5 protein-coding genes and 1 pseudogene are annotated in these 4,258 nt (G+C 49.7%); 4 read left to right on the forward strand and 2 right to left on the reverse strand.

The window, feature by feature from the left end:
• Positions 1 to 181 precede the first annotated feature (181 nt).
• Positions 182 to 325, forward strand: a pseudogene (locus tag ACSZPU_RS23795) (DUF2913 family protein); the annotation flags it as partial.
• Between the two features lie 108 nt (positions 326 to 433).
• On the opposite strand, the gene ACSZPU_RS23800 reads toward ACSZPU_RS23795, so the two are convergent.
• Entirely contained in the window at positions 434 to 1,381 is a 948-nt protein-coding gene (locus ACSZPU_RS23800) for an Rpn family recombination-promoting nuclease/putative transposase (protein WP_499003966.1), read from the reverse strand.
• Between the two features lie 177 nt (positions 1,382 to 1,558).
• Here ACSZPU_RS23800 and ACSZPU_RS23805 point away from each other — a divergent pair, with 177 nt between their 5' ends.
• The 3 genes from ACSZPU_RS23805 to ACSZPU_RS23815 all read left to right on the forward strand — a co-directional run bounded on the left by ACSZPU_RS23805 (position 1,559) and on the right by ACSZPU_RS23815 (position 3,358).
• Positions 1,559 to 1,951, forward strand: coding sequence for a hypothetical protein (locus tag ACSZPU_RS23805; RefSeq protein WP_499003967.1), 393 nt, complete (start codon positions 1,559 to 1,561; stop codon positions 1,949 to 1,951).
• A 288-nt stretch (positions 1,952 to 2,239) separates the two neighbouring features.
• Entirely contained in the window at positions 2,240 to 3,067 is an 828-nt protein-coding gene (locus tag ACSZPU_RS23810) for a ParA family protein (protein ID WP_499003970.1), read from the forward strand.
• The gene (locus ACSZPU_RS23815) at positions 3,068 to 3,358 is read left to right on the forward strand and encodes a hypothetical protein (protein ID WP_499003972.1); all 291 of its coding nucleotides are present in this window, start codon (positions 3,068 to 3,070) and stop codon (positions 3,356 to 3,358) included.
• A 42-nt stretch (positions 3,359 to 3,400) separates the two neighbouring features.
• On the opposite strand, the gene ACSZPU_RS23820 is transcribed toward ACSZPU_RS23815, so the two are convergent.
• Positions 3,401 to 4,147, reverse strand: coding sequence for a hypothetical protein (locus ACSZPU_RS23820; RefSeq protein WP_499003975.1), 747 nt, complete (start codon positions 4,145 to 4,147; stop codon positions 3,401 to 3,403).
• Positions 4,148 to 4,258: the final 111 nt, after the last annotated feature.

The raw sequence follows: 4,258 nt of genomic DNA on the forward strand, positions 1-4,258 counted from the left end.
ATTCAGGCAACCGTCTGTGGTGTTTGCAGAGCTAAGATTGGCGGCTTAGCGTTGCACTTCGGAGTTGAATCCGCCAGCAACTGACGCGTGAGATGCGGCGGATGTTTCCCCGTAAGATGGGTCGCCGTGTGCTGATTATGCTGGATGAGTTACATCAGTTTTTTGACTCGCGGAAGAAGCAGTGACACTGACTGAAAAATCAGGCCATCTGGCATGGTGCGCCCTGGTGGCGCTTGCGCTGGCCAGACAGAACGGCGATGTGCTGTCACCGGCACAGGAAAATCTCTTTCTCACCCGCTGGCTGGTGACCGCGCTGAAGTATCGGGGGTGATGAAGCTGTTTAATCGCTGTGGCTGGCAGAGCCTGAGTCTGGTGCCTCCCTGCCCCATCAGTATTCGCTGATGGCCGGACAGGGAGTGCCAGGAAAGGGGGATTAGTGGCAGATCTGCGCCAGATCGTCTTCAGTCAGACCGGTCATTTTCATGACGGTATTACGGTCAATGCCGTTCTGCAGCATGGTACGGGCAATTTTCAGAGTGGCCTGACGCTCACCTTCTGAACGGCCTTTTTCAATACCGCGCTGTTCACCGAGCTGCAGGCCTTCAGCCCTGCCCTTCTCGATACCTTTCTGTTCAAGCTGTTGTGCGATGGTCATAAGTGCGTCTCCGTGTTGCGGCACACGCTGTGCCAGTTCGCGTACAAAGGCTTCGGCGTCGGCTGTTTCGTCTGCCTGCACTATATAGGGTACCAGCGATATTACCTGTGATGAAGACAGATATCCGGCCAGCAAGATGGGCGCCAGCCGGTCAACCAGTTCCGCCAGGTCCCGCTGGTGAATATGCTTTTGCAGTAAAGTTAGTGCGGCCATACTGCGATGGCCAGCGATTTCATCATCCGGAATGACCGTAACGTCTACCAGCGGGAAAGCGCTGCTGTAGAGTTTGCCTGCCAGCGCCGGACCGTCAAACTCATCCAGCCACCGGGTGGAGTACGGATACGGGCTGCGTTTACCCGTATAGAACAGCACCGGTATCACCAGTGGCAGTTTTTTATGCCCTGCCTCCAGGTGGCGCTGCATGGCGGCCACCGCATAGCGTATCAGGCGGAAAGCCATATGTTTATCCGGCGTCGACTGGTGTTCGATCAGGACATGAATATATCCGTCGCCGGCTGTGGTTTTCAGGCTGTAGAGGACGTCGCTGAAATACTGGCGGAGATCATCCTCAACGAACGAGCCGGATTCCAGTTTTAGCGTGCTGAGATCGCAGACTGCACGCAGCTCTGCGGGCAGGTGGATTTCCATGAAATCCCGTGCAATATCCGGTTGCGTCAGGAACTGCCTGAACGTGGCAGCGTGGGGTGTGCTGCTTTTCTTCTTCATCAGCCCTGGCTCTGAAAAATGACCCGGGAATGTTATCACAGCCCGGAACAAGCTGACATTAGCGGTGAACGGACTTGCCATTCCTTCAGGGGACTGTGCCGGGGGGGGGGGGCGGTCCCCTTCCCTTTATTCTGATAACTCCGGGCTGACGGCATTGTCACGCAGGCGCATGATGGCTTGTCGTTAGGTACCAAACTCGTGAGCAACGGCGCTGATACTGGCACCCGCTTTCAGACGGGCATTCCCGTGCTGGGGCAGTTTACCGTTGGCGGTATTCAGTTTCAGCTCGGTATGATTCCCGCAGGAGGGGCTGTCAGTTATGAGTATGCCGATGACGCCCCCAGGTGGAAAGTCGTCGCGGCCACGCTGGCCGGTCCCCTGTTTCCTGTCCTGATATATGTTCCACTGTTTCTGACTGCAGTAAGCCCGTTTATCACTTACTTTGTCGGTCTGATAGTGATTTTGGGGTCCCTCGCGGATTTATGGCCCTGGAAGCATGGCTCTGACGGGCAAAAAATATTCATGCACCTGAGGCATATTTACCGGGGACATACAACACTGAATGTATGACCAACAGTGCTTGAGCTGCGGCTGATAGCCCCCCTGTCGGATGAGGGCAAAAATCCCTGCCGTCACCTTAAATTTCCGCCCTTCTTCATTAGGTTCCCAGAATATTACAGACCTCCCTCTGGAATAAGGATGCTCCCCCCCAGTTGCCCTTCCGCACCGTCATGATTACCAGCATGTGCTCCATCTTTTCAATAGATTACTTGTGTATTACATTTGTAATGCTATAGTCGTACTTATTAATTACAGGTGTGTTCTGTTTGTATCGCATAATTTTCTGAGGAATCAGGCATGGCAATCAAAGAACAAAAGAAACGCGCAACGACTTACGTGTTCATGAACAACAAGGGTGGCCCGGGAAAAACCTCCACGGCCACAAATCTCTCTGTCGCGTTTGCACAGGCAGGCGAGAAGGTTCTGCATATAGACTCAGATAACCAGGCGAACTCATCAGAAGTGCTGGCCTACGGCAGAAAATATAATGCCCAGTTCGGACCAACGATCTGTGACCTCTATGCCAATGCTCGTTTTGATATCCGTAATGCCATTATTCCTGCGAAAGCAGGTGAGGCCGACATTCCGGGTCTGGATTTAATACCTTCTGATCCTTCTTTTGAAAAAGTACTTGAGCAATGCATGTCCCGCAGTCACCGGGAGAAAATCCTCTTCCGGCATCTGCAGAATGTGTTCGATGATTATGACCGTATCGTTATCGACTGTGCACCCGGATTAAGTCTCGCGTCCGGCAATGCCATATATGTGGCTGATCATGTCATCGTTCCAGTCGATGGTGGAAGTTTTGCCCTGAGTGCTCTGGAAGTAATGCTGGATTACATGGATGAAATCAATGAAAGCGAATATACACAGTTCAGCGTGTTCAGAAATAAATACAATCGTTCGCATAAGAAAATAAACGTATTTATTGATGAGCAGCTACGCTCTCACCCTCGAGTAAAATCCCGTTTACTGGAAACGACCATTCGCGATGACCAGACAATTGTTCAGTCTCAGGTCGCCTGTGTTCCATTGTATTATTATGCAAAAGGTTCGCTTGCTCTGAATGACTATCGCAAACTGGCACGTGAATTAACTGAATTATCGCAACAAGAGGAAGTGTAAATGGCAAAGCAACCATTATCCCGTCCGGACCTGATTAAACCGGAAAAAAACAATGGCGAACGCCAGAAACTCACGAACCTGAGTGTCACGAAGAAGCGCACGACCTCTGAATCACCTAAGACAGTCAGAATGACAGCCGCTGAAAAGATGCTGGCCGAGCAGCTGGTCGAAGAGATCCAGGCGTTGACCAACAAGAACATTACCGTCTCCACCCTCCTTCGGGCAGGGCTGTATCTGGCACAAAGCGCTGGACCAGAAAAAGTGCTTAAAGCGATAAAAGAGAATATTTAACGATCCCGGACTACTGGTGAGGGGGAATACATCCCCCTGCTATTACGGTTTGTAAGTCAGAAAAAAATTAATGCCTGTTGCAATCATTGGCAAAATCGCATCGGTAGTGATAGAGGTAGCATCAGCAACGGCTGAGAGGATCTCTCTGAACTTCTGACCAGGCCCCTCCTGCTCATTCATCACCACATTCCTGTATTCCGGATCAAGCAGCAGATGTCCCGTGGCCGCTTCCATCGCATCCAGCAAACTTTCATTCCCGTTAATCTGATACCCGTCTATTGCGAATATTAATTTATTAATATACTTAACCAAACAATCCTGCAACTCCAGTGAATAATCAGTACAGGAATGTACTTCTTGCTTTAATAGACTAAGTGTTTCCTTCCATTCATTAAGTTTGGCAACATTAATATGTTCCACTGCCCCTTTTGTTGCGATAATCATTGATACTAATTTTAATTCACGGAGCGCGATTCGGTCAATGGACGTAGTGAAACTGTCAAAGGTTCCAGCCAGATGAAGACTAGAAAAAGATTTATTAACCAGATGCAACCATTCACTGGAGTAATGACTGTTTGCAGGAAAATTTTCCTGGATGATTTTATGTGTTTTCCCGGGAAGCTGAATCACCTCTCCGATTCGCGCAAATAAAACGTCTCGACCTTCGTCATTAGATAATCCCAGAATGTTACTCAGTGCATTAACGGAACTAACATTCTGGGGAGTAGGAAAATTGAGGCATTCCTCAAGGAAATGTATGAGTCGATCTGCCGGGTTATCTATTTTCACTATAATTCCTGATTTTTATTTACTGTGAAAGATGAAACTAGATAGTGTCGTCACAAGATTTTAGCCCAGAGAGCGATGCATCTGATCTGGACGGCAGCGAGAAATGAGGCC

The sequence above is a fragment of the Phytobacter sp. V69 genome (assembly GCF_965644215.1).
In the GTDB taxonomy this organism is placed as follows: Bacteria; Pseudomonadota; Gammaproteobacteria; order Enterobacterales; family Enterobacteriaceae; genus Phytobacter.

Bases quoted from the DNA above. Each gene is read 5' to 3' on its own strand.
- ACSZPU_RS23800 (WP_499003966.1), bottom strand. From the start codon at position 1,381: ATGAAGAAGAAAAGCAGCACACCCCACGCTGCCACGTTCAGGCAGTTC.
- ACSZPU_RS23810 (WP_499003970.1), top strand. From the start codon at position 2,240: ATGGCAATCAAAGAACAAAAGAAACGCGCAACGACTTACGTGTTCATG.
- ACSZPU_RS23815 (WP_499003972.1), top strand. From the start codon at position 3,068: ATGGCAAAGCAACCATTATCCCGTCCGGACCTGATTAAACCGGAAAAA.